This window comes from Chryseobacterium sp. KMC2 (genome assembly GCF_016756935.1).
GTDB lineage: Bacteria > Bacteroidota > Bacteroidia > Flavobacteriales > Weeksellaceae > Chryseobacterium > Chryseobacterium rhizosphaerae.
On the sequence record NZ_JAESIT010000005.1, the window covers coordinates 196466 to 221050 of the forward strand.

Here is a 24585-nt window from a genome sequence, read left to right on the forward strand (position 1 = left end):
AGGCCCCGGATTTTTGATCCGGGGCTTTTTTTATTGAAGAGAAGATGAAAGAATACGGAATATGTCACCTTTTAATTGTTAACATGTATTCACAATTCACTTGCATAGCAAATGGAGTGTTAAGGATAATGGGGCCATATTCCGGATAAGTTTTCCGTGATTTTGCCTTTTCCCACTTTTACTTCCCAAAATCATTACTTTTGTTAAAAATAGATTAATGAAAAAATTAATTTTATTAAGCTTAATTGGTCTGGGAATTGTTTCCTGTACCACTCAGAAAAATACCCGGAAAATGACAGAGCTGCCAAAAGATTGGAAATACACTACAAATATCTACGAAGTAAACATAAGACAATATACCAAAGAAGGAACTTTCAAAGCTTTTGCCAAAGAGATGCCCCGTCTGAAAGCAATGGGTATAAAAACACTTTGGCTAATGCCTGTTACCCCAATTGCACAGCAGAATAAGAAAGGAAGTTTGGGTAGCCCTTATGCTGCAGCCGACTATACTTCAGTGAATCCGGAATTCGGGACATTTGAGGATTTTAAAGATATGGTGAATGAAGCCCACAGGTTAGGGTTCAAAATCATCATAGACTGGGTAGCTAACCATACGGGCTGGGATCATGTATGGACCCAAGCACATCCTGAATTCTATTTAAAAGATCCTGACGGAAAATTTCATATAGCCTCCGGAATGGATGATATTATCGAACTGGATTACAAAAATCAGGAAATGCGTCTGGAGATGATCAAAGCTATGAAATTTTGGGTGCAGGAAACAGATATTGACGGTTTCAGATGTGATCTTGCTTCCTGGGTAGAAGTAGATTTTTGGGAACAGGCGCGTCCTGAAGTTGAAAAAGTAAAACCGCTTTTTTGGCTGGGAGAATTTGATGAATTGGAAAGTCCCGAATATGGAAAAGTTTTTGATGCCAGCTATTCGTGGAAATGGATGCACAAGTCTGCCGATTATTACAAGAAAAATGAGCCACTTCAGGAACTGAAAGATTTATTGATTCAATATTCCAATATAGGAGACCAGTCTATGAGGGCGTGGTTTACCTCCAATCATGATGAAAACTCCTGGAATGGAACGGAATATGAAAAATATGGTGTTATTACAAAACCCATGGCCGTATTTTCAGCAACATGGAACGGGGTACCATTGGTATACTCAGGTCAGGAGCTTCCCAATATGAAAAGACTTGAATTTTTCGAAAAAGATGTGATCCAATGGACCAATACCTACCAGGTTGCAGACTTTTATAAAATATTATTGGATTTAAAAGCTTCCAATCCGGCTTTAAGAGGTGGTGATGCTAATGTGATCACGTATTTTCTGAATACAACAGCAAATGATAAAATTCTGGCCTATATAAGAAAAAATGGAAAGGATGAAGTGCTGGTAGTCCTGAATATGTCCAAAGAACCTGTACATTTTACTATTGAAGACGATCATTTATCAGGAATTTTCAAAAATGTTTTTGATAAAACAAAAAGAGATTTCAGCAACGGCAAAGATTTTATTTTCAAAATATCAGACTATGTTGTTTTTGAAAAATGAATCCTGAAACCATTACAGCACTGGCTGAAATTGTGAAACCTTAATTATCAGTTTTCAAAGGTACTCCATTCCCCTCCGGCGGAGGGGTGTCAAAATCTTTGATTTTGGCGGGCTGGTTTTACTCATCCATCATAAAAATAATATGACTTACAACAATGAACAAACAGGAAATACTAAATAGAATCAATACAAAAATTACCGAAAAGATCAAAAATTTTGAAACCCTGATTGCAGAAACCCGAGCTTCCAATAATGATACAAAAAGTTCGATGGGGGATAAATATGAAACCGGACGTGAAATGCTTCAGCAGGAAATTAATAACCTTCAGAGACAGCTTAACGAAACGTTAAATCAACAGGCTATCCTGCAGAAAATAACTTCTGATCCTTCTGAAAAAGTTCAGAATGGAGCTTTGGTGAAAACCGATAAAGGGCTTTTTTATATTGCAGCTTCGATAGGGGAAATTATAGTTGAAAATCAGAAAATCATGACTGTTTCAGCAGAATCGCCACTGGTAAAAGCAATGTTTGGCAAGAAAAAGGGAGATGTATTTGCAATCAATACCATGACTCAAACCATTGAAAATATCTGGTAAATAACGATGAAATTTAAATATATACTTTTCTTTACTTTCTTATGGTGTAGCATGACCCTGCAAGCACAAATCCGTGCTAATATCTCAGGGAAAACCTATGATCTGGAATCTGTAAATCTTAAAGTGGGCGGCTTTATCATTACAATCGATGCTCAGGGGAAAATCACCGATTTTCACAATCCTGATCTGAATGGAGAGCTTACCTATTATGAAGACCCCTATTTTGACCAGTATAAATATGGCAAGCTTAAAAGCATAGGTGACGTCAAAATAGATTATTGGGATGATTTGAATAAAAGCAGTGCCAGATACGGCCAACTGAAAAAGATAGGAGATATTGATGTGGAATATTGGGACGACACGATTTTTAATAAAGAAAAATGGGGCAAAGTAAAGAAAATAGGAAACTTAACCATCGATTACTGGCCCAGCGATGTTATTGATAACAGCAGAATGGGAAAACTGAAATCAGTAGGAGATATCTCTGTCGACTATGGGATAAAAGATATCATTGATGAAAGTAAGTACCAGAAACTTATAAAATTCGGGCCGGTAAGCTTGGAATACTGGAATGATAAATTCATAGAGAAAAATAAATACGGTCAGTTGAAATCAATGAAAGGAAACAGTGATGATGTCAGTGTTTTTATTCTGTAGTTACGTAAAATAATTATTTTCCAGATAACAGATACACAGTTCTTTAATAGAAATTGAGTATCTGACTTATAAAAAGCATTCATAAAAAGGGATGCTTTTTTTGATCATTTTTAGTAAATTTGAACCATAAAATTCCTTTCAAAATGCAAAACTACCTAGATCTTTTACAACATATCTTAGATAACGGAACAGATAAAACCGATAGAACAGGTACCGGAACAAGAAGTGTATTCGGATATCAGCTAAGATATGACCTGTCAAAAGGTTTTCCTTTGGTGACTACTAAAAAGGTGCATTTGAAATCAATAATTTACGAATTACTTTGGTTTTTGAAAGGAGATACCAATGTGAAGTACCTTAACGATAACGGCGTGAGCATCTGGGATGAGTGGGCCAATGAAAATGGTGACCTTGGGCCGGTGTATGGTGCACAGTGGAGAAGCTGGAATGGTGCTGACGGTAAAATTGTAGATCAGATCACAGAAGTGATTGATCAGATTAAAAAAAATCCGGATTCCAGAAGACTGATTGTCTCTGCATGGAATGTTGCGGAAATTCCTAATATGGCATTGGCTCCTTGCCATGCTTTATTCCAGTTTTATGTAGCGGATGGCAAATTATCCCTACAGCTGTACCAGAGAAGTGCTGACGTATTTCTTGGGGTCCCTTTCAATATTGCCAGCTATGCCCTTTTATTAATGATGGTGGCTCAGGTTTGTGATCTGGAAGTAGGAGATTATGTACACAGTTTCGGTGATGTTCACATTTATAACAATCATTTCGAACAGGTAAACAGACAGCTTTCAAGAGAAACAAGACCTCTTCCTACTATGAAGCTAAACCCGGAAATCAAAGATATCTTCGATTTTAATTTTGAAGATTTTACCCTTGAAAATTATGACCCACATCCGGGAATCAAAGCTCCTGTAGCGATATAATGATATTTTCCCGTGTTTTTGTAGTTGCCCTGGCACTGATTCTCTTCGGCTGTGCTCAAAAAGAGAATAAAGAACAGGGATATGATATTCTTGTTGAAGATCTGAACTTTTCTAAAGATGCAGTCTTTGATTCTGTACAGGTACCTCATCATTTAAGAAGGATAGTAAGGGATATCTCTACTTTAAATACGTATCAAACAGAGGCTTTGGCAAAAGGTGCTACTGAAAATCCTAATTTTGAAAATGCAAAAAAACTGTATGATCTGGCCTCAGAAGGGGAATTACTAAGCCTTACCGACAATAGAAATAATGCAGTTGCCCTATATGCAGCAGTGGGACTTTTAGAAATAAATCCTCAGTATGCTACAGCCATTTTTCAAAAAATTCTCAATAGAAAAGGGAAGGTTCATACTCAGAACGGATGCATCATCGGCTATGAATACCTTGCTGAACCTTTATATCAACACTATTCCAATACACTGAAATCTGAAGAGGTGAGATCAGATGCTGGTCTGCAAAAACTGGACAGTATGCTTTTGTTTGCTAAAAATTCCTCCGAGCCTATGCTCGTAATGGCATTCAGAAACAGGACCTATTCTGATCATCTGAAAAAGCAGATCGAAAAACTGGCATTCCAGGAGCATAGAGGTCCGGCAATTCTTTATCTCAGCAATTGGCATAAAAAAGAATACACTCTGCAGTTAGAACAGGAATATCTTCATTTTCTTGCCAATGATACTATTCATGAAATTCAGAAGAGGAAATACCTGTATCACTTGATGTCATTTAATAATCCTGATCATAAAAAAGCAATTCTTGATTACATAAAAAAAGACAGTGCTTCAATAGATGACAGTGGAATCAGACATCAGCTGGAAAATAACGGAATCTACCCAACAGATTATTAACTATCTTCTGTTGTATCTTTAAAGAGGTACTCAATTCATTTTTTTGAAATCTTTAATCTCATTCTTAGATTTCCTTCATCTGTAATTAATAAATACAGGTATCGTTGTAACAAATTCCTCTTCCCATGAACTTATCATGCAGCTCCCGTAGGCTGCCCCAAAAGAAATTTGTAATTTTAAAGGAAATTACCTCTCATGAAATATTTAAAAGTAGATCTTGAAAAAACTGCTGATATAGAAGTACTGAAAAATGCATTACTTCAATTGAAAGGAGTGGCTTCCGTAGATATCATCGATGATGAAAATCCGGAAAGTGAACTGAAAAAAGCTTTTGCCAAAACAAAAGAACAGTTGAAAACAGGTGACTACGAAACGCTTGTTAATGATATTTTTGAAATAATAATAAAAAAATAATTCTAAAAATAATAATAAAATAGAAGAATGAAAAAGGCCATTTTATCCATTGCAATACTTGGGATTTTATTTTCCGCTACTGTATCGGCACAAACTGAGACTTCAGGAAGAGAAAAGGTGTATAGAGCCACTCATACTAAAGTAACGGAGCTTAAACATACCAAGCTGAAAGTAAACTTTGATTATCAGAAAGAACAGATGAACGGGGAAGAATGGCTGACCGCTTCACCCTATTTTTATCCTACCAATGAATTGACTCTGGATGCTAAGGGAATGCTGATTCATGAGGTTGCTCTCGAGACTAACGGAAAGAAATCTCCTTTGCAGTACCAATATAAAGATGAAACACTAAAGGTTACCCTTGATAAAACGTATCAGAAGAATCAGGATTATACCATTTATATCAAATATACAGCCCGTCCGAATGAGGTAAAACAAAAAGGAAGCATGGCGATTAATGATGCAAAAGGACTTTACTTCATTAATGCCCAGGGTACGGAGCCTGATATGCCTACCCAAATTTGGACACAGGGTGAAACCGAATCATCTTCTGCATGGTTCCCCACAATTGATAAACCCAATCAAAAGACGACTCAGGAAATCTATATGACGGTTCCTGACAAATATGTAACCCTTTCAAATGGTATTCTAAAAGATTCTCAGAAAGAATCCAATAACCTGAGAACTGACCATTGGGTAATGGATAAAAGACATTCTACCTACCTTTTCTTTATGGGAGTAGGAGAATATGCCGTAGTGAAAGACAAATGGAAAAATATTGCAGTTGATTATTATATCGAGAAAGAATATGAACCTTATGTAAAACAGATCTACGGAAACACTCCTGAAATGATCGAGTTTTTCTCCAAAAAAATGAACTATGATTATCCATGGGCAAAATATGCACAGATTTCCGGAAGAAAATATGTAAGTGGGGCTATGGAGAATACTACGGCGACCCTTCACGGAAGTGATATTCTTCAAAAACCGGGGCAGCTGATTGATGAAAATAAATGGGAAGATACTATTGCCCACGAATTATTCCATCATTGGTTTGGAGATCTTGTGACCGCAGAAAGCTGGAGCAACCTTACCGTGAATGAATCCTTTGCCAATTATTCCGAATATCTTTGGAATGAATATAAGTATGGGAAAGATCAGGCAGATTACCACCAGATGAAGGATGTGAATATGTACATTCATAACCCTGCGGATTTTAAGAAAAACCTGGTAAGATTCAATTATGAATCCCGTGAAGATGTTTTTGATCTGGTAACCTATCAGAAAGGAGGCGGAATCCTTCATATGCTAAGAAATTATCTGGGAGATGATGCTTTTTTTGCCGGTATGAATGATTATCTGAAAACCAATGAATATCAAAACGCTGAAGCCCATCAGTTGAGACTTTCTTTTGAAAAAGTTTCAGGAAAAGATCTGAACTGGTTCTTTAACCAATGGTATTTTGGAAGTGGAAATCCAAAATTGAATTATTCATTTACTTTTGAACCTGTAAAAAAACAGATTGCTGTAACAGTTAATCAGACGCAGGATCAATTATTCGAGTTTCCTTTAGCTATTGATGTATATGATAATGGCAAACCTAAAAGATATAATGTTTGGGTGAATGCTGAAACCAAGAATACTTTTAATTTCGATGTATCCAAAACACCGGATCTTATCAATATCAATGCAGACGGAATATTGCTAGCTGATATCACGGATACCAAAACACCGGAGCAGAACCTGCTGCAGTTTACCAATTCTAAAGAATTTAAAAGCAGATATAAAGCTCTAACTGGAATTAAAGACCAGGCAGGGAAAAGTCCTGCTGCTATAAAATTATTGGCGGCTGCCTTAAAAGATCCATTCTTTAGAATAAGAATTAAAGCGTTGGAATTAATGGATCTTACCAATTCCGATCAGATGAAAGCGCTGGGAACAGAAGTTGAAAAAATAGCTTCGAATGATCCTAAAACATTAGCTCAGGCTGCGGCTATTGGTGCTTTGGCGAAAACAAAAGATAAGAAATACCTTCCGATATTTGAAAAAGGAGTGAATGCAGTTTCCAATGCGGTTAAAGGAAATTCTTTAAGTGCTGTTCTTACCATTGATCCGTCACGGGCGAATGCCTTAGCTGATAAAATTGAACTGGATGGGGCTTCAGATGAATTGCTTGCCCTTTTACTTCCGGTTATTGTGAAGAATAAAATAAGTTCTCAAATGGAACATATTGCTCCACTTGCTGCATTTTACCCGTTTGTTAAATTCCAGAATCCGGAATTGGGGAAAACTGCAGAAGAAGGATATAACTGGATCATGAGTTCTGACAATCTAAAAGCAGTGGAAAATATCACGAAAATGTTGGATTATGCAAAAAGTGATATGGGAAATAACCCACAGGCTAAGATGATGATTGTTCAAATGCTGAAAGACGGATTAAGCAAAAAAATGGAATTGCTGAAACAAAACCCACAGAAATCGGCGAGTATCAATAAACAGATTGATGCCCTGAATAAAGCTATTGAAAATTTCAGATAGGTTTCGCAGATCTGATTAAAAATAAAAAAGCAGTATTACAATTTTGTGATGCTGCTTTTTTTGTGATTGATAGCCAGAAATAAAAAGTTAAATTATGAACAAATAGTTAAAAAGTCATGATATATTGACCGGTTATTCAGACTACATTTTCTAAATTCGTATAAAAATTAGAATAAAATGACTTTTGGAATTGAGGCGGCGAGCTATTATGTACCTGGTTTATATTTGGAAATTAAGGATTTAGCTGAAAAAAGAGGGATTGAACCTGCAAAACTGGAGAAAGGATTGGGACTGCATAAAATGGGGCTTCCCGATGTTCACGAAGATGCAGCAACATTTGCAGCAGAAGCATTATTACGACTTATTAAAGATTATACAATTGATCCCAGAGAGATTTCAAGAGTCTACTTAGGAACAGAAAGTGCCCTGGATGCAGCAAAGCCTACTGCGTCATATGCTGTACAGATGGTAGAAAAAGTGTTGGAGGAAGAATTCGGAACAAGAGCTTTTAAACATTGTGATGTTGTAGATATGACCTTTGCATGTGTGGGAGGGGTGGATGCCTTGCATAATGCTCTTGATTTTGTAAGGGTAAATCCAGATAAAAAGGCTGTGGTTATTGCCAGCGATTATGCAAAATATGAATTGGCTTCTTCAGGAGAATATACACAGGGAGGCGGAGCCGTTGCTCTATTGATCTCTTCTAAGCCAGATCTCCTTGAAATAGAAAATCATTGGGGCGTAGCATCAGAAAGTGTTTTTGACTTTTTTAAACCAAGAAGACAGTATAAAAAGGAAGATTTACATAATGCACCTGAAATGTACCCGGATACCATTGAAATATTCACGGATGAACCTGTTTTTGATGGTCAGTATTCCAATCAGTGTTATCAGGACAGAATAAGAGAAGCCTATCAGCATTATAAAGAAGTTACAGGACAGGAAAAACCTTATGAAAACTGGAAATATATTATTTTCCATCTTCCTTACGCTTTTCATGGGAAAAGAGTATTTACAGAAATCTACAGTCTTGAAAACGAACTTGCTTATACCAGCCCTGAGGAGCAAAAAGCAGTGGCAAAATCTGAAAGTTATATGAATCTAATCAGTGATAAAATAGAGAAAACACAGCGTGCTTCTTCCGAAATCGGGAATATGTATACCGCTTCTATTTTCATGGCATTTCTTTCTGCTTTACAGACTTCCTTTGATGATCATGAAGAATTATCAGGAACAGAAATCGGTTTCTTCGGTTACGGAAGTGGTTCAAAATCAAAAGTTTTTGCAGGTAAAGTTTCTAAAAACTGGAAACAAGTGGTCGAAAAATGGAATGTATTTGAAAATCTGAACAATAGAACTTCTATTGATTTTGACACTTACGAGAAATTGCATAGAAAACAGGTAGATCAATCTATAAACCCTGATTATAAAGGATTTGGGCTTACCTCAATCGAATCTGAAAATCCTGTTCTTATAGGAGCAAGATACTATACCTATCAGAGTTAGAATTTTGGAATAAAGAATAAAGAATAAAGAATAAAGAATAAAGAAGAGCTGTAGATATCTGTTCTTTCTAACTTCATTTAAGTGTACATTTCAGTTTTCAGGAAAAAACACCTTATTGTAAACTCAATGTATTTTAATAGTATATAAAGCATTTCAATGGATTGGAATGCTTTGCTTTTTTATAAGTTTTTAGCAATTCTTTTTATCCATTTTTTACTGTTTTGTTGATTTTAATAAGGATCTGCTGTAATTGTTTTTTGGATTTTTTATACTTAAACCATTATTTTACATTAATTTTTTTTGTTCCTTTTTATAATTAAGTGTAAGCTAACAATATTTTTAACGGTTGTTAAAATTCTGTTAATATATTCTTGGGCTAAATTTTTTTTATCATTTTTTTTAATTCACTATTTTTTTTTATACTATTATTTATTTACAATGAAATTATTTTGTAATAACATGTTGTTTTTCAGTGTTTTATAAGTTGATACTATTAATGTTTATTGGGATATTTGTTTTCTGAAAATATTAAAATGTGTTAAATATGAATGTTAAACTACATGTATTAAGTGCAGGAGTTTTGTTCTTCTTAGGACAAACTGCTTTTGCACAGACAACAAAAAAGGATACAACTACTACCCAGATTGATGAAGTGGTTATGGTAGGTTTTGGCCAGAAAAAGACAGTGAAGGAACTTACAGGAGCTGTAGGGACTGTTTCAGGAAAGGCTTTAGCTCAAAGTTCTTCTTCTGCTTCTATTGAAAAAGCGTTAGCAGGGACTATGGCTGGAGTTCAAACAGGAGCCGCTTCAGGGCAGCCCGGAGGATTTGCCTCAATTCGTGTAAGGGGTGTTAGCTCCATCAATGGAAATAATAACCCAATCATCGTTATGGATGGGGTTAGAATTAACCAGGGAGACTTAACGCAAAATTCTACAACGGCTAATATCCTTGCTAATTTAAATAGCTCAGATTTTGAGAGTGTAACTATTTTAAAAGATGCGGTGTCTACGGCAATTTATGGAGCTGATGCCGGTGCTGGAGTTGTTATTATCACAACCAAAAAAGGATTGAAAGGAAGACCAAGGTTTAGTTTAAACTTTGAACAAGGAGTAGCAGCTACGGCCATTAAAATGCCTAAAGGATTAAATTCCCAGGAATGGAAAGATTTAATGGCTGTTCAAATTGCCAATAATCCTGCAAGAATTACTGCAAATCCGGGATTAACTGCTTCCATGGTTCCTGATTTAGCTGTAAATGGTAAGCTTGGAGAGTTATATCAATATATTTATTCTCAAAATCAGGATACAGATTGGTTAAACGCGGTCCGAAATAAAGGAGGTGCCTATTTCCAGAATTTTAATGGTTCCATAGCAGGAGGAAATGATAAAATATCTTATTATACTTCGTTAGGATATTACGATCAGAACAGTGTTGTTAAAAACTCATATTTTAAAAGAGTTTCCAATAGTAACCGTATAGAATATAAAGCAACTGATAGATTTACCCTTGCAACCGATATTCAGATGTCTTACTCAGAAATAAGTACCTTGAGTTCAGGTGGGGCTTTTTCAAACCCTATGCTTGCTTATCTGTTTAATTATCCCATTGACCCTGTCTTCAATCCTGACGGAAGCTATAATTTAGGTGTGGAAGGAAGTCTTTCTAACGGCTTATTTAACTCTGCATACTTACAAAATGTAAATTCTCAGAAAGCAAAAACAGCTAGAGTATTTGCTAACCTTCAGGCTGAATATAAAATCTTAAAGAATCTAACTTATAGATTTGTTGCAGCTCCTGAATATATTAATATAGAAGAAGATTCCTATAACTCACCTCTACATGGAGATGGATATAATTATAAAGGAAGGCTATATTCCTATACCACCAGATATTTCAACTTTAATATACAGAATATTTTATCCTATAACACAAGTTTTGGTGATAAGCATAATATCAATGCAAGTTTGATTCAGGAAGCATATTCTAGCCAGCAAAGAAGTATAGGAGGAGGTGCAAGTAATGTTGGAGCTCCATTTCTACAGACCTTAGACAGCTTTGTGATTCCTATTTCAACGATTGGAAACAGATCAAAAAATTCCAGAGCGGGATATGCTGCTACCATACACTACGACTATGATAAATTGTTATTATTGGATGCTTCTGTAAGAAGAGATAAATTGTCTAATTTCTGGCCAGGTCAGAAGGCAGGTACTTTCTGGTCTCTTGGAGCCGGAGTAGATTTGGCCAGAATGGATGTCCTGAAAGATTCTAAAACAGTTTCACAGATGAAATTTATTATTTCTTATGGTCAGGTAGGGAATCAATTGCCTGTTTATATGTCTCCTTATACCCTTTACAGATATTCTACTAATTATGATAACAATGCGGCAGCAACTATTATCAATGTAGATAATCCTAATTTAAGTTGGGAAAAAGTTAATCCTTTTAATGTTGGATTGGATGTAGGTTTATGGAACAATAATTTGACACTAAGTGCTGCTTACTATCACAAAAAAACAAAAGATCTGGCCACTTTCGTGCCGCTTTCCCCGTCTCAGGGAGGAATATCTGAAACATCACCAGGGGGTGCAACCACTTCCAGTGTAAGAATCGAAAATGTAGGAGATATGGTAAACAAAGGGTTTGAATTAACCATCAATGCCAATATCATTAATAATCGTGATGGTTTCAGCTGGAAATTAGGAGTGAATGGAACCTTTAATAAAAACGAAATCACAAGTCTTTATGGCGGGACTGATGTCATCTCAGGAACTAATATCCTAAGAGTTGGTGAGGCTGTAAATTCTTTCTATATGAGAAAATGGGCTGGAGTAGATCCTTCTAATGGTAATCCGCTTTGGTATATCAATGGAGTGGACGGAGCAACAACTTCTAATTATAATCAGGCTCAAAGAGCAGTTCAGGGTACCAGAATTCCTAAGTTTTTTGGAGGAGCTAATACTCAGCTAGCCTACAAAGGGTTTACGCTAGATGCACAATTAAGTTTTGGATTTGGAAACAAAATCTATGATTCATGGGCCAATTATTTGTTCAGCGATGGGCAGTATACATCTAATTATCCAGGATACAGGGCTCAATTAGATTATTGGACGCCAGATAATCCTAATGCTATGAATCCAAAACCTATTGAGGGAGGGAACAGAGGAACAGGTTCTACCGGAGCAAATTCAGCATCATCGAGATTCCTGTATAAAGGCGATTACTGGAGATTGAGAACTTTAAAAATAGCATACAACTTTAAAGGAGATCTTTTAAGAGGGACAGGCTTGAATAATGTAGAAATATATGTATTAGGAAATAATATATGGACCAATGTAACAGATAAGAATCTTCAGTATGATCCGGATCTTCAGTTGGGAGGATCATCTACTGCTTTAGGGGGGACCTCTAATCTGGATTTGCCGACATTGAAAACGTATAGTATAGGTGTTAATTTATCTTTTTAATGTAAACTTTAAATCAAAAAAAATGAAAAAAATATTTTCAGCTAGCATATTAGTCTTTTCTATACTATTTGTTGCTACCTCTTGTAGTGATGATTTTGTAGAGACAACTTTCTATCAGGAAAAAGAAGCAGCTCCTATAACGAGTGTTGAAGAGTTAACTTCTTTTGTTTATGGTACTTATGGGAGAATGAGGGCGGTCAGTTATTATGGCAGAAACTTTATAGCCTATGGGGAAGTTCATACAGATGAAGCATATACTACAGGAGCTTCAGGGCGTAATGTAGCGTGGGGAAATTATGCCTTCACATCTTTAGATGGTGATGTAACCAATACTTGGAGAGATATGTATTTGACAGTTGCCAATGCTAATGTCGTTATCAATACTCAGGAGGCAGGACTTACGTGGTCCGAAAGTGTGGATTCTAATGTGATTAAAGAAAAAGCAAGATACCTTAAAGGTCAGGCATATGCGGTAAGAGCACAAGCTTTTTTTGATCTATTAAGATTATATGGTCAGAAATATTCAGGAGGAAATTTAGGGGTTGTTTTACCTTTGGTTTACAATCCTACAACAAAGATGAAAAGAGCTACAATCGCAGAGACCGAAGCCCAGATCGAAAGTGACTTTGCTAATGCTTTGCTTTATATGGGGAGTAATGCCACTTTACAAAGTGATAAACCAACGGTACTCAATCCCATTTCTGTAAAAGCATTAATGTCAAGGTATTATTTATACAAAGGAGATTATGCTAAAGTCAGATCTTATGTAGCAGATATAAAGGCTTCAGGTAAGTATGAAGTCACCCCAGCAAATACGCTTGTAAAATCATTTGCTACTAATGAGAATACAAATAGTGTTTTTGAAATTGCAGTAGGTACCGCTTCAGCGCTGTCGTTTGATAGTTATTCTAACCTTGTAAATAGTGGAGGATATAAAAACATAAGAGTATTACCAGCTGTAGTAAGCATGTATAATAGTGTTACTGATCCAAGATTTAAGTTAATTAATGCAAGATATCTGGATGGTAAGTACCCTGATAAAACAGGAGCAGGCAATATCAAAATGGTCAGATATGAAGAAGTATTGTTAAATGGAGCAGAAGCTGAATTGATGGGAGGTTCAGCAGCTACAGCTCTTGAATATCATAATATGATTTTACAATCAAGAGGCCAGGCCCCTTTAGTATCTACGGATATTAATTTGGTTAAGGCTGAAAGAATGAAGGAGTTATTAGGAGAAGGATTCAGATATTGGGATTTATTGAGATGGGGTCAGACAATACCTTATTATAATACTTCAGGTGTTCCAGATCCAGCTCGAAACAAAACTATTCCGGATCAGAAATTAACATTCCCTATCCCGCAGTCAGAAACAAATGTAGCTGGGAATTTGGTAGAATCCAATCCAGGATATGATAATTAACAAATTTTGATTTAATTTGAAGGGGTTGCTTTTAGGGCAGCCTCTTTTATTTTCTTAGAATGAATATAGTTTTTAATCAAAAGAAAATAATCATTGATTAGAACATCTTATCTCGAAAATATAATTTTATTCTGATAATTCTTGGGAGTAGTGCCTTCAAGTTGTTTAAACACCCGTGTAAAGTAATTGGTGTCTGAAAAGCCGGTCTGAAAAGCTGTTTCTTTAATGCTGTTTTGATCTGCCAGTAATTCTTTAGCTCTGTTGATTCTTTCTTGCAAAATAAATTCATTGGGAGAAGTTCCCAGCTCATCCTTGAACATTCTAAAAAAGTTAGATTTGCTTACATAAGCCAGCCTTGCAATGCTGTCAATAGAAAGTTTCTGATGAAGGTTTTTCTTAATATAATCTACAACAAAGCCTATCCTTGATTTATTTTTCACCATGTTTTTTTCCACCATGCTTCTTGCCTGGGTTTGCATTAGCCTGATCAGAAGTTCTTTCAGGGCAAAATCAGCCATGATATCTTTTTGAGAATTATCATCCATAGCAATTCTCATGATATTATTGGTTGCAGAGGCTAGGGCCTGGTTATTAAAAAGAAAATACTCATCCAGCTGAATATTCCACTGTGAGGTTTCATCCACTTTGGGGAGATTATAATTCAGGTAATTCAGGGAGTCTTCTATAAACTCAGGATTTAGACTCAAAGAAATACATTGGGTCGGAGTTTCATCAGCTTCAGGAAAATCGATGACCATGGTTTCTCCCGGAGCAACCAGAATACTTTCACCGGGGAAATAATCAAAATAGTTGGTCTTATTATCCAGTTTCATATGTTTTTTGCCTCTCAGCATTGCTGTAAATGCTATATTATCGAAGTGAAGTTTTACATCAAAAGCCGCTTTGTGGGTTTCATAGATACTGAATTCACAATTGTTTAGATTGAATTTTGTCTGGTTCTCAACAATGTTCAATAGCTGGTTTTCCTTCGTTAATTCAGGAGTATCTATTAAATATTTATTATTGTTATTCATTTCTAAACATTTTTATGAAGCAGGTAACTCAAATATAGAGAATTTGGCTGTATGTTGCTGTTAATAAAATGATAAAAATTGAACATATGCACTATTCTGCACTTTTTTTATACGATTGTGCTATATGTTTTTAGAGGTGTACTTGTAATTTGGCATTACAGAAAAATGTAAAATATACTAATATGAGCACTATTACAGAACCAAGATCAGCGACTCTTTTACAGCGTCCTGAATTTAAAAACAAATACGATAATTACATTGACGGAAAATTTACACCGCCTGTTAACGGGCAGTATTTTGATGTAGTCTCTCCCGTAGACGGTAAAAATTTCACTCAGGTAGCCCATTCCTCCAAAGAAGACCTGGAACTTGCGGTAAATGCTGCAGACAAAGCATTTCAAACCTGGAAAAATACCTCATCTACAGAAAGAAGTGTTATCCTGAATAAGATTGCAGACAGAATAGAGCAAAACCTGGAATATCTTGCCATTGTAGAAACCATTGATAATGGAAAAGCAGTAAGAGAGACGTTGGCGGCAGATTTACCGCTGGCTATTGATCACTTCAGATATTTCGCTTCTGTAATCCGTGCAGAAGAAGGTTCTCATAACGAATTGGATAAAGACACTGTATCCCTTATTGTACACGAACCTCTTGGCGTTATTGCACAGATTATCCCATGGAACTTTCCTATACTGATGGCGGTATGGAAGCTGGCTCCGGCATTGGCCGCCGGAAACTGTGTCGTATTAAAACCTGCGGAAAGTACTCCTGTATCCATTATGGTCCTGATGGAGCTTATTGGTGACCTTCTACCTGCAGGTGTTATAAATATTGTAAATGGATTCGGAGCAGAATTGGGAAGAGCTTTAGTAACCAATCCTAAGGTCTCTAAGGCGGCTTTCACTGGTTCTACAGCTACAGGACGTCTGGTGATGCAGTATGCTACAGAAAACATTATTCCTGTCACATTGGAGTTGGGAGGAAAATCACCAAACGTTTTCTTCAACTCGGTAATGGATGCCGATGATGCATTCTTGGATAAAGCGATTGAAGGAGCTGTTCTTTTTGCCCTTAACCAGGGAGAGATCTGTACATGTCCTTCAAGGTTGCTGGTTCAGGAAGATATTGCAGATGCTTTTATCGAAAAGGTGATCGAGAGGGTAAAAGCGATTAAAGTTGGAAATCCATTGGATAAAACGGTGATGATGGGAGCTCAGGCATCACAGATTCAAAAAGATAAAATACTTTCTTATATCCAACTCGGAAAAGAAGAAGGAGCAGAAGTACTGGTGGGAGGTCATGTCAATGATTTGGGAGAAGATCTTGAAGACGGATTCTATATTCAGCCAACAATTTTCAAAGGTAACAACAGAATGAGAATATTCCAGGAAGAGATCTTTGGTCCGGTACTGGCTTTTACAACTTTCAAAGATGAGGAAGAAGCCGTGAAAATTGCGAATGATACCATTTACGGTCTTGGAGCCGGAGTTTGGACCAGAGATGCACACCAGCTGTACAATATTCCGCGTCAGATTGAGGCAGGAAGAGTTTGGGTAAACCAATACCATTCCTATCCGGCAGGAGCCCCTTTTGGAGGATACAAGCAGTCGGGAATCGGAAGAGAGAACCATAAAATGATGCTTGATCACTACCGTCAGACCAAAAACATGCTGATTTCTTATAACAAAAATAAATTAGGCTTCTTTTAATATTTAATGTAGGACGTGCCCGATTGCTTTGGCTATTCCAGGGCAAAACGGTCGGGCTATTCAGGGCTTCACTTCGTTTCGGTGCTCCATTACATTCTGCACCGGCTCGTACCTCGCCGCCCTTACTATCCCTCACGCGGAGAAATACCGTGTGTACCGGGATAGCAGCCTATTTACTCATGAAATAGAATAACCCCAAAGAAAACAACTCAAAACATAGAATATGATCCCAAAAACAATGAAAGCCGCAGTAGTTCAGGGCTATGGACAGCCACTGAAAATTGAAGAAGTACCCGTAAGAGAACCCGGAAGGTATGAAGTTTTGGTAAAGGTGATCGCCTGTGGAGTCTGCCATACAGATTTACATGCTGTAGATGGCGACTGGCCGGCAAAGCCTAAAATGCCACTTATTCCGGGACATGAAGGAGTAGGAATTGTAGTAGCCTGCGGACCCGAAGCCTTTGTAAAAGAAGGAGATGCTGTAGGAGTTCCCTGGCTGTATAGTGCCTGTGGCTGTTGCGATTATTGTATAACGGGATGGGAAACACTTTGTGAAGCTCAGAAAAATGGAGGATACAGTGTAGATGGAGGTTTTGCAGAATATGTAATTGCCGATTCCAGGTATGTAGGACATTTAAAATCCAATGTCAACTTTCTGGAAATAGCCCCTATTTTATGTGCTGGAGTAACGGTCTATAAAGGATTAAAAGAAACAGAAACAAAACCCGGAGAATGGGTAGCCATTTCAGGAATCGGAGGATTGGGACATGTAGCGGTTCAGTATGCTAAGGCAATGGGAATGCACGTTGCAGCTATTGATGTAGCTGATGATAAACTCGACCTGGCAAAAAAATTAGGAGCAGACCTGGTAGTCAATGCAAAAAATACAGATCCTGGAGCATATTTGCATAAAGAAGTTGGCGGAATGCACGGCGCATTGATTACAGCAGTATCTCCTATTGCTTTCAAACAGGGAATAGATGTTTTACGAAGAAAGGGAACTATTGCACTGAACGGACTTCCTCCCGGATCTTTTGAACTTCCGATTTTTGAGACCGTTTTAAAAAGAATAACTGTGAGAGGCTCTATCGTGGGAACCAGAAAGGATATGCAGGAGGCACTGGATTTTGCCAATGAGGGACTTGTAAAAGCTACAGTAACCCCCGCAAAGCTCGAAGATATTAATGATGTTTTTGATAAAATGAAGAAAGGGCAGATTGATGGCAGAATCGTATTAGACATTGCCGGCTCAAATTAAACCATAATGAGTACCTATGTCCGGCAGATTCATCTGCCGGACTTTTTTCAATATAAAAGTAAAAAAATGGAAGGAAAAATAGCAAGACTTTCAGCAACTGAAAAGGCACTTGAGGTCATTCGGGAGCTTGAAAATAAATATGGGGCGCTGATGTTTTATCAGGCCGGCGGATGCTGTGAAGGAACGCAGCCTCAATGTTTTGAGAAAGGAGGTTTTTTTCCCAGAATGAATGATGCTATGATCGGAACCATCCATGGATATGAATTCTGGATAGACCGGGATTTATTTGAATATTGGAAGTACTCACACTTTACCCTGGATGTGGCAGAAGGTTTCGGACCGGGAGGCTTTTCACTGGAAACACCTTTGGGGAAGACCTTTAAAATTCAGTACAGGCTTTTTACTCCCGAAGAATATGAAAACCTGGAACCCGTACTAAGGAGTGAATAGGATAGAGTCTAAAGACTGGTAGAATAGGGGTAGTGGAGAACTGTATTGCTGCTTTTTTGAACCATATGGTCCAACTCTCTTTTAAAATCGTATTTTCCTTTTATGATCTCTCTTTTTAAAACAAAATATTGAGTTCCCAGCATTAGAGCAGAAACGGCAATGAAAGAAAAATCCTGAACCCCATTTTTTATATTGACAGTGACTGCAACTAAGAAAAAGCCCAGTAACAATACAAGAGTGACAATCTGAAAAAAAGAGGGAATACACGCTGTGGAAACAGTAGTTCTATTATTCTGATCATACAGACTTCCCTTAATCACCGGATAATTCAGGTTGATATCAAAAAAACGCCTTCTTTTCTTAATCGTGAAGTTTTTTTCATACACCACTCCTCTGTATTTAAATCTTGTGGGAATTGCCGGATCTGAAATCAGGGATATAAAAGTAGTATGGGTTGGATAAGTAATTTTCCTTAGCCTTTCGATAACCTCAGCTGTATTGATATCAATTTCAATATTTTTATGCGTGTATAAACCAATACTTTGACAAAAGGAATTCATGTAAAATAAAGCTTAAACGGTTATTATAGTTATTTTTATAGGAAAGGTTGGCCGGGGATCATTCTACAATCAGGTCTTCACAAACCGGTTGACAAACATTGCGGCAACGACGTCGCCCACAGCATTCAGAACAGTGGCTAACGGGTCTACCAATGTTCCGATGATCATTACAGCAGGGATAGCTTCCTGAGGCAATTTATATACCGAAATCATCAGCATTTCACCAATATATCCACCATTGGGAATCCCTCCGGCTACAATACTTACAAAAACAGTAATTCCCAATGCCAACAATAGATTCGAAGGATCAAAAAAGTCTTTTCCGATAATTAAAAAAGCAACATAGATTTTTATAATGGAAGACATAGAAGATCCGTTTTTATGGAGGGTTGTCCCAATAGGAATAACCAGGTTGGCAATAGAATTAGGTATTCCAATTTTAGACGCTGCCTGTAAGTTGGCAGGCATGGTAGCAAAACTGCTGCAGGTACTTATGGCAGTAAGGCTAGGATAAATGGCGTTGGTCCAGAAACTTTTTACTCCTTTTTGACCATTGGCCATAAAAGCATAAATAGAAAAAAAGACAAAGAAATAAATAATTCCTGCAATATAATATAAGCCTAAAGGTTTAGCGTAAAATCCAAACAGCTGAGGTCCTAAAGTAGCTACCTGAAAAGCAAAATAAGCCCCAAGACCAATAGGAGCCAGATTCATGATCAATAAAAGAAGCTCTTTCATAACCTCATAACCTGAGGCAATAAAAACCCTGAAGGGTTCTCCTTTTTCTCCCGTTTTTCGGGCAGCAAAACCCGTCATAAAAGCAAATATAAGAAGAGCCAGCATATTCTGTCTTGAAAAAAGAGCCGTAAATTCTCCCACGGTGAAAAAGCCTACAATCCTGTCACCCCATGTATCATTGTTTGCTGCTTCTGTAATAGCTTCAGAGCTTCCGGAAACCCCGGAAACAGGGAAGAGATAGACTGCACAGATCGTAAAAATGGCGGCTGTCAGGATGAAAAATAAAAAGGTAAGAGCCATGATAAGAATAATCTTTCCAAATTTTGACTGCTGCTCCAGAGAAGCAATAGAATTGGAAACGGCAAAGAATACCAAAGGTACCACACTTACAAAAAGAAGATTAAGGAAAATATCTCCCAGAGGTTTTATATACTCTACAATACCGGGAGCAGTAATTCCTATAATGCTTCCGACACTAATTCCTAAGAGCAATAATATAATTCCGGAGTAGTTTTTCAATACTTCTTTCATATGGGCTTTTTATCAAAGATAGCTTTATTTTTAACATTTTCTTATATAACTTTCAGAGGTAAATTTCATAAATTTGAGTAAACATCATTTCTATGGCTTATATAGATTACTATAAAATTTTAGGCGTAGATAAAAACGCAACACAGGATGATATCAAGAAAGCCTACCGAAAACTGGCCAGAAAGCTACATCCTGACCTTAATCCTGACGATAAGGAAGCAGAAAAAAAATTCAAAGAACTGAATGAAGCCAATGAAGTGCTCAGTAATACTGAAAACCGTGCGAAATATGATAAGTACGGAGAGCATTGGAAACATGGCGAAGAATACGAAAAAGCCCAGCAACAGCAGAAGCAATATCAACAGCAGCAGAATTATAACGGAGGATATTCCGGAGCAGATTTTGGTGAAGGGGAAGATTTCTCAGATTTCTTTCAAAGTATGTTTGGAGGGGCCGGAGGCTTTAGCAAAAGTTCACGGGGAAGTGCTTCCGGAAAATTTAAAGGAAAAGATGTTCAGGCAGAACTGAACCTGAATTTAAGAGATGCCGCTACCACTCATCCGCAAACTTTTGAAATCAATGGTAAAAAAGTGAGAATTACTATTCCGGCAGGGGTTTATGATGGACAGCAGATTAAGTTGAAAGGACATGGAAATCCCGGTTTTAACGGTGGACCTCATGGGGATCTGTATATTACCTTCAATATTCCGGCTGATCCGGATTTTGAAAGAATAGGGGATGACCTGAAAACTAAAGTCGTTATCGATATGTATACCGCTGTTTTAGGGGGAGATGTAAAAGTAAATACCCTGGATAGCAGTGTCAATCTTAAAGTGAAACCGGAAACTCAAAACGGGATGACCGTAAGGCTTAAAGGAAAAGGTTTTCCTATCTATAAAAAAGAAGGACAGCATGGCGATCTTTTTGTAACCTATGAAGTGAAATTGCCGGTAAACCTTACAGACAAGCAGAAAGAACTTTTTGAACAACTAAAAAATTCCTAGGCTATGAGTGAAAGAATATCACGGGAAGAACTCGTAAAAATCTATAATATAGAAATCACTTTTTTTGATGATCTTGTAGAGTATGGTCTGCTAAACATTCATATTGAAAATGATATTCATTATTTGATGTATGAAGACCTGCAGGATCTTGAAAAGTTTTCCAACTGGCATTATGATCTTGAAATCAATCTTCCCGGTCTTGAAGTGATTCATAATATGCTGAACAAACTGAATGCCCTGAAAAACAGAAACAGGGAACTGATGAACAAACTTGCTGCTATAAGTGATCAATATGAAGATATTTAGCTAGCTTTGCAGCTTTATAAAGCAAAGTATATATTTATATTATGAGTGAAGAAAAGGTGATTGTCTTAAGACCTGACAGAAAGACGTTTGAAGAAATCTATTTTAGCGGAAACCAGGGAAGTTTGCTTTTCTCACCTACTACCAGAAGTAAGACCATAACCACCATGGTGGCTGCTGCTATTCTGTTTATTGCATTTCTTTTGAAAGACAGTTTGAGCAAAGACAGTGTGGGAATCCTATATTTTCTGAGCTTTATATTCCTGCTTTGTACGGTTTTTCTGTCTGTAAGCATTAATAAAGTATCCCGATGGAAGAAACAGGTGAATCATTACCTGGGTGTGCTTGAAAAGTGTAAGGTCTACGAAATAAGATTTGATTCTCTTTTTTTTACGGTCAATATTGACGGAGAGAAAGAAACCAGCGAATGGAAGGATTTTGAATATTTTGATAGCAATAATGAATTCATCGCTCTGGAAGGTAAGTACAGTTATATGTTTCCAAAGAAATCAATGAGTGAAAAGGAGTATAGCCTACTCAAAAAGACACTCAAAGAAAATATTAATAAAGAATAAAAAAATCAGAGCATTTTGCTCTGATTTTTATTTTATCGTAAAGTAATCCGCTTATTAATCAAGCCAACCCATTTCCTTCATCCACTCGTCATTGTAGATTTTTCCTACATATCTTGAACCGTGGTCATGAAGTAAAACAACAATGATATCATCTTTCGTGAACTGATCTTTCATCTGGATCAGAGAAGCAATAGCACTTCCTGCAGAATATCCACAGAAAATTCCTTCTTCTTTAGCCAGCTTTCTTGCATAGATCGCTCCGTCTTTATCTGTAACTTTTTCAAAATGATCAATGACAGACATATCATAGTTCTCAGGAATGATATCTTCGCCAATCCCTTCCGTAATATAAGTATAGGCATGGTCATAGTGAAGTTCTCCTGTTTCATGGAATTCTTTCAGGATAGAACCGTAAGTATCTACTCCGATTATTTTGATGTCCTGATTTTTTTCTTTGAAGAATGTTCCACATCCTGTAATCGTACCTCCTGTTCCTGCACCAGCTACAAAGTGAGTCAGCTTTCCTTCTGTCTGTTCCCAGATTTCAGGCGCTGTAGACTCATAATGAGCCGTTCTGTTCGATAAATTGTCATACTGGTTTACATACCATCCGTTCTCCGTTTCTTTAGCCAGTCTTTTGGAAACTGAATAATAAGAACGCGGGTCAGTAGGCTTTACGTCAGTAGGGCATACAATAACCTCAGCACCTACAGCACGAAGGATATCACATTTTTCTTTTGATTGTTTGGAATTCGTTACAAAGATACATTTGTAACCTTTGATGATTGCTGCAAGCGCTAATCCCATTCCTGTATTTCCTGAAGTTCCCTCAATGATGGTTCCTCCAGGCTTTAATCTGCCGTCTTTTTCGGCATCTTCTATCATTTTAAGAGCCATTCTGTCCTTTACTGAATTTCCAGGATTGAAAGTCTCTACTTTTGCTAAAACTAATGCTGGAAAGTCTTCTCCTAATACATTGTTAAGTTTTACCAGCGGTGTATTACCTATAGTTTCAAGAATATTTTTTGCGTATTTCATAAATGGTTTATATGCGGAGCAAAGATAAGGCTTTTAAAATTATTCATATTGTGGATAACATGTGGATAACGTGTTGGTAATAGGAATACTTACCTCCAAAATATGATCAGCTGCTTATCGATCCTTTCCGTTACTAATTATATTTAATTGCCTTTACCGGTGAAATTTTACTGATCAGATAACTAGGAATGATTAAAGCAAGCCCTGAAATAAACAGAATTCCCACTGAAATAGAAATAATGGCAATAGGGTTAAGATCTACCGGAACTGTACTTACATAATAATTTTCAGGATTAAGCTTAATAACTCCGAAGAATTTTTGAATCAAAATAAGCCCTAATCCAATGGCATTTCCATATAAAAGCCCGGGAATCATAATAATAAGTGTATAGTTGATAAAAGTAGCCCGGATCTGGGAATTGCTGGCTCCCAATGTTTTAAGAAGTCCTATGGAATTGGTTCTTTCGATGATAAGGATCAGAAGGACCATAATAATATTAATAACCACTACAATGAGCATAATAATGATGATTAAAGCAATATTCGTATCGAAAATGCTTATCCAGTCATTGATTTGCGGAAATTTTTCCGTCGCTTTTTCCGCATAATTTTTATACCCAATCAGCTTTTCAATATCTGGAAAATCTTTATCTATATCGTTGACGTTTTTGAGGAAAATATCAAGTCCTCCCACCTCATCAGGTTTCATTTCCTGAATTCTTCTTACATGATTAATTCCTCCAATTACAAATTGATCATCAATCATCTTAATATCCGTTCTGTAAATTCCCAGTACACGGAACTTACGATAGACCGGCTTTTGATCTGCCTTTGAAAAAACAGTAACAATACTGTCGTTGAGCTTCAGGTGTAAGTCGTTGGCTGTTTTCTGTGAAATAGCGACGTCGTTGTTGAAACCTACCTCTGTTACCTTGGGAGTGGTGCCGGCAATTAAAAATTTCTTAAACCTAAGGCTGTCAAAGTCTTTTCCAACTCCTTTAAATATAATGCCTGCAAAACTATGCTCATTACGCATAATTCCGGTCACAGTTGCATATTTCTGGATGCTTTCCACGTCGGGAAGTTCTTTGATCTTTGGAATATTAAGCCCTTGGTTATCAAGTACCGAAGTATTATAGGAAGAATTGGATCGCGTAGATCTTACGGTAATGTGTCCGCTGAAATCTGCCAGTCTTTCTTTAATAGCTTTTTTAGAACCAAAGCCGGTGGCTACGGTAATTAAGGAAACAATGATTCCCAAAGCTACAGAAAGTCTGCCAATGAAGATGATAACTCTTGAAAGGTTATTTTTGTTATCTTTGGAAAATGCTATTTTTCTAGAGAAATATAAAGGAAATTTCAAGCT

Annotated in this window: 21 protein-coding genes; 16 read left to right on the forward strand and 5 right to left on the reverse strand. The window is 37.0% G+C overall.

Annotated elements, in window-relative coordinates; translation table 11 throughout:
• The first annotated feature begins 217 nt into the window (after window positions 1-217).
• The 10 genes from JML65_RS08010 (at window position 218) to JML65_RS08055 (ending at window position 14016) form a co-directional block, all read left to right on the forward strand.
• Window positions 218-1567 carry an alpha-amylase family glycosyl hydrolase gene (locus tag JML65_RS08010; protein WP_202270470.1) on the forward strand — a complete coding sequence of 450 codons (1350 nt, stop codon included), beginning with the start codon at window positions 218-220 and terminating at the stop codon, window positions 1565-1567.
• A 155-nt stretch (window positions 1568-1722) separates the two neighbouring features.
• Window positions 1723-2163: a hypothetical protein gene (locus tag JML65_RS08015; protein WP_202270471.1), complete on the forward strand. Its 441-nt coding sequence runs from the start codon at window positions 1723-1725 to the stop codon at window positions 2161-2163.
• Window positions 2164-2169: 6 nt separating this feature from the next.
• Window positions 2170-2820 (forward strand): hypothetical protein, encoded by a 651-nt coding sequence (locus tag JML65_RS08020; protein ID WP_237390812.1) that lies wholly within the window; start codon window positions 2170-2172, stop codon window positions 2818-2820.
• A gap of 143 nt (window positions 2821-2963) precedes the next feature.
• Window positions 2964-3758 (forward strand): thymidylate synthase, encoded by a 795-nt coding sequence (locus JML65_RS08025; RefSeq protein WP_202270473.1) that lies wholly within the window; start codon window positions 2964-2966, stop codon window positions 3756-3758.
• Window positions 3758-4666: a hypothetical protein gene (locus tag JML65_RS08030; RefSeq protein WP_202270474.1), complete on the forward strand. Its 909-nt coding sequence runs from the start codon at window positions 3758-3760 to the stop codon at window positions 4664-4666. Before JML65_RS08025 ends, JML65_RS08030 begins: the two co-directional genes overlap by 1 nt.
• A 195-nt stretch (window positions 4667-4861) precedes the next feature.
• Entirely contained in the window at window positions 4862-5080 is a 219-nt protein-coding gene (locus tag JML65_RS08035; protein WP_047494792.1) for a hypothetical protein, read from the forward strand.
• 27 nt (window positions 5081-5107) lie between these two features.
• Window positions 5108-7618, forward strand: coding sequence for a M1 family metallopeptidase (locus JML65_RS08040; protein WP_047494795.1), 2511 nt, complete (start codon window positions 5108-5110; stop codon window positions 7616-7618).
• 177 nt (window positions 7619-7795) lie between these two features.
• Complete coding sequence (locus JML65_RS08045; protein WP_202270475.1) at window positions 7796-9124, forward strand: hydroxymethylglutaryl-CoA synthase family protein; 1329 nt, start codon at window positions 7796-7798, stop codon at window positions 9122-9124.
• 544 nt (window positions 9125-9668) lie between these two features.
• A complete protein-coding gene (locus tag JML65_RS08050) occupies window positions 9669-12593 on the forward strand; it encodes a SusC/RagA family TonB-linked outer membrane protein (RefSeq protein ID WP_202270476.1) in 2925 nt (974 codons plus the stop codon).
• Between the two features lie 22 nt (window positions 12594-12615).
• Window positions 12616-14016, forward strand: a complete 1401-nt coding sequence (locus JML65_RS08055) for a RagB/SusD family nutrient uptake outer membrane protein (RefSeq protein ID WP_202270477.1) — start codon at window positions 12616-12618, stop codon at window positions 14014-14016.
• Window positions 14017-14123: 107 nt separating this feature from the next.
• Here the strand turns inward: JML65_RS08055 and JML65_RS08060 are convergent, their stop codons facing one another.
• Window positions 14124-15050 (reverse strand): AraC family transcriptional regulator, encoded by a 927-nt coding sequence (locus JML65_RS08060; protein WP_047494808.1) that lies wholly within the window; start codon window positions 15048-15050, stop codon window positions 14124-14126.
• 182 nt (window positions 15051-15232) lie between these two features.
• On the opposite strand from JML65_RS08060, the gene JML65_RS08065 reads away from it, so the two are divergent.
• The 3 genes from JML65_RS08065 (at window position 15233) to JML65_RS08075 (ending at window position 18470) form a co-directional block, all read left to right on the forward strand.
• Window positions 15233-16762 (forward strand): aldehyde dehydrogenase family protein, encoded by a 1530-nt coding sequence (locus JML65_RS08065; protein WP_202270478.1) that lies wholly within the window; start codon window positions 15233-15235, stop codon window positions 16760-16762.
• A 223-nt stretch (window positions 16763-16985) separates the two neighbouring features.
• Window positions 16986-18020 carry an alcohol dehydrogenase AdhP gene (gene adhP / locus JML65_RS08070; RefSeq protein WP_047494811.1) on the forward strand — a complete coding sequence of 345 codons (1035 nt, stop codon included), beginning with the start codon at window positions 16986-16988 and terminating at the stop codon, window positions 18018-18020.
• A 66-nt stretch (window positions 18021-18086) separates the two neighbouring features.
• Window positions 18087-18470: a DUF779 domain-containing protein gene (locus JML65_RS08075; protein WP_202270479.1), complete on the forward strand. Its 384-nt coding sequence runs from the start codon at window positions 18087-18089 to the stop codon at window positions 18468-18470.
• Between the two features lie 8 nt (window positions 18471-18478).
• On the opposite strand, the gene JML65_RS08080 is transcribed toward JML65_RS08075, so the two are convergent.
• Together JML65_RS08080 and JML65_RS08085 are read right to left on the reverse strand one after the other, a co-directional pair.
• Window positions 18479-19030, reverse strand: a complete 552-nt coding sequence (locus JML65_RS08080) for a hypothetical protein (RefSeq protein ID WP_202270480.1) — start codon at window positions 19028-19030, stop codon at window positions 18479-18481.
• Between the two features lie 69 nt (window positions 19031-19099).
• Window positions 19100-20299 (reverse strand): dicarboxylate/amino acid:cation symporter, encoded by a 1200-nt coding sequence (locus tag JML65_RS08085; RefSeq protein ID WP_202270481.1) that lies wholly within the window; start codon window positions 20297-20299, stop codon window positions 19100-19102.
• A gap of 92 nt (window positions 20300-20391) precedes the next feature.
• Between JML65_RS08085 and JML65_RS08090 the strand changes: the two genes are divergently transcribed.
• From JML65_RS08090 to JML65_RS08100, 3 genes are read left to right on the forward strand one after another with little or no spacing between them, the layout of a single operon-like run.
• Window positions 20392-21303 carry a DnaJ C-terminal domain-containing protein gene (locus tag JML65_RS08090; RefSeq protein ID WP_047495001.1) on the forward strand — a complete coding sequence of 304 codons (912 nt, stop codon included), beginning with the start codon at window positions 20392-20394 and terminating at the stop codon, window positions 21301-21303.
• Between the two features lie 3 nt (window positions 21304-21306).
• The gene (locus JML65_RS08095) at window positions 21307-21609 is read left to right on the forward strand and encodes a chaperone modulator CbpM (protein ID WP_047495005.1); all 303 of its coding nucleotides are present in this window, start codon (window positions 21307-21309) and stop codon (window positions 21607-21609) included.
• Window positions 21610-21650: 41 nt separating this feature from the next.
• Window positions 21651-22181 (forward strand): hypothetical protein, encoded by a 531-nt coding sequence (locus tag JML65_RS08100; protein WP_202270482.1) that lies wholly within the window; start codon window positions 21651-21653, stop codon window positions 22179-22181.
• A 54-nt stretch (window positions 22182-22235) separates the two neighbouring features.
• Here the strand turns inward: JML65_RS08100 and JML65_RS08105 are convergent, their stop codons facing one another.
• On the reverse strand, window positions 22236-23219 hold the full coding sequence (locus tag JML65_RS08105) for a PLP-dependent cysteine synthase family protein (RefSeq protein ID WP_047495013.1): 984 nt from the start codon (window positions 23217-23219) through the stop codon (window positions 22236-22238).
• 133 nt (window positions 23220-23352) lie between these two features.
• On the reverse strand, window positions 23353-24582 hold the full coding sequence (locus JML65_RS08110; protein WP_047495016.1) for an ABC transporter permease: 1230 nt from the start codon (window positions 24580-24582) through the stop codon (window positions 23353-23355).
• Window positions 24583-24585 lie beyond the last annotated feature (3 nt).

What these genes read in the sequence shown, in the direction of transcription:
- JML65_RS08050 (WP_202270476.1), top strand. Translation starts at nt 9,669, where the DNA reads ATGAATGTTAAACTACATGTATTAAGTGCAGGAGTTTTGTTCTTCTTA.
- JML65_RS08025 (WP_202270473.1), top strand. Translation starts at nt 2,964, where the DNA reads ATGCAAAACTACCTAGATCTTTTACAACATATCTTAGATAACGGAACA.
- JML65_RS08020 (WP_237390812.1), top strand. Translation starts at nt 2,170, where the DNA reads ATGAAATTTAAATATATACTTTTCTTTACTTTCTTATGGTGTAGCATG.
- JML65_RS08080 (WP_202270480.1), bottom strand. Translation starts at nt 19,030, where the DNA reads ATGAATTCCTTTTGTCAAAGTATTGGTTTATACACGCATAAAAATATT.
- JML65_RS08085 (WP_202270481.1), bottom strand. Translation starts at nt 20,299, where the DNA reads ATGAAAGAAGTATTGAAAAACTACTCCGGAATTATATTATTGCTCTTA.
- JML65_RS08100 (WP_202270482.1), top strand. Translation starts at nt 21,651, where the DNA reads ATGAGTGAAGAAAAGGTGATTGTCTTAAGACCTGACAGAAAGACGTTT.
- JML65_RS08095 (WP_047495005.1), top strand. Translation starts at nt 21,307, where the DNA reads ATGAGTGAAAGAATATCACGGGAAGAACTCGTAAAAATCTATAATATA.
- JML65_RS08090 (WP_047495001.1), top strand. Translation starts at nt 20,392, where the DNA reads ATGGCTTATATAGATTACTATAAAATTTTAGGCGTAGATAAAAACGCA.
- JML65_RS08065 (WP_202270478.1), top strand. Translation starts at nt 15,233, where the DNA reads ATGAGCACTATTACAGAACCAAGATCAGCGACTCTTTTACAGCGTCCT.
- adhP (WP_047494811.1), top strand. Translation starts at nt 16,986, where the DNA reads ATGATCCCAAAAACAATGAAAGCCGCAGTAGTTCAGGGCTATGGACAG.
- JML65_RS08055 (WP_202270477.1), top strand. Translation starts at nt 12,616, where the DNA reads ATGAAAAAAATATTTTCAGCTAGCATATTAGTCTTTTCTATACTATTT.
- JML65_RS08075 (WP_202270479.1), top strand. Translation starts at nt 18,087, where the DNA reads ATGGAAGGAAAAATAGCAAGACTTTCAGCAACTGAAAAGGCACTTGAG.
- JML65_RS08040 (WP_047494795.1), top strand. Translation starts at nt 5,108, where the DNA reads ATGAAAAAGGCCATTTTATCCATTGCAATACTTGGGATTTTATTTTCC.
- JML65_RS08105 (WP_047495013.1), bottom strand. Translation starts at nt 23,219, where the DNA reads ATGAAATACGCAAAAAATATTCTTGAAACTATAGGTAATACACCGCTG.
- JML65_RS08060 (WP_047494808.1), bottom strand. Translation starts at nt 15,050, where the DNA reads ATGAATAACAATAATAAATATTTAATAGATACTCCTGAATTAACGAAG.
- JML65_RS08010 (WP_202270470.1), top strand. Translation starts at nt 218, where the DNA reads ATGAAAAAATTAATTTTATTAAGCTTAATTGGTCTGGGAATTGTTTCC.
- JML65_RS08045 (WP_202270475.1), top strand. Translation starts at nt 7,796, where the DNA reads ATGACTTTTGGAATTGAGGCGGCGAGCTATTATGTACCTGGTTTATAT.
- JML65_RS08035 (WP_047494792.1), top strand. Translation starts at nt 4,862, where the DNA reads ATGAAATATTTAAAAGTAGATCTTGAAAAAACTGCTGATATAGAAGTA.
- JML65_RS08015 (WP_202270471.1), top strand. Translation starts at nt 1,723, where the DNA reads ATGAACAAACAGGAAATACTAAATAGAATCAATACAAAAATTACCGAA.
- JML65_RS08030 (WP_202270474.1), top strand. Translation starts at nt 3,758, where the DNA reads ATGATATTTTCCCGTGTTTTTGTAGTTGCCCTGGCACTGATTCTCTTC.